Origin of the sequence: Idiomarina sp. UBA4206, from assembly GCF_002383015.1 — a bacterium.
GTDB lineage: Bacteria > Pseudomonadota > Gammaproteobacteria > Enterobacterales > Alteromonadaceae > Idiomarina > Idiomarina abyssalis.
This window is the reverse complement of the sequence record NZ_DFTS01000049.1, coordinates 1,676-2,108: the sequence shown is the minus strand read 5'-3', so window position 1 is coordinate 2,108 and position 433 is coordinate 1,676. Positions and strand designations below refer to the sequence as shown.

Below are 433 nucleotides of genomic sequence, written 5' to 3'. Positions count from 1 at the left end.
TTTGGTGCGTTTTCTTATCGTTGTTGGGGTGATTTATGATCAATGGTGGCCAAGTGTCTGAAGATACCAAGAATCTAGTGGAGTTTATTCGTTCCTTGCCTTCGGCAAAGAACATCCGGGTTTATTCTCATGAGCAATGCCAGTCGATGAATATGAATAATGAGACAGCAGCTGTTCGTCGTTCTGTGATTCGACTGAGAAACCAAAAGTAGCCATTTTTTTAACTAAGGATTGGATTGTACGATCCAGTATTAGGGAGCGTTATGCAGCCAACGAGTGAGTTGTACGGTGCATTGCAAAAAGCATACGAGCACTTCAATCAAACGCTGTTTGATGGGAGATTGCCCCAGGTGATTTTCACGGCGCAGAGACAAAAGGGCGTGATGGGGTATTTCTCACCTGATCGTTGGGTATCTAAGCACGGTAAAACAAT

The 433-nt window shown here is 43.9% G+C and carries 1 pseudogene; it reads left to right on the top strand.

Going from position 1 to position 433, the window contains the following annotated elements:
• Positions 1-263: 263 nt before the first annotated feature.
• A pseudogene (locus B3180_RS15760) lies at positions 264-433 on the top strand (sprT domain-containing protein); the annotation flags it as partial.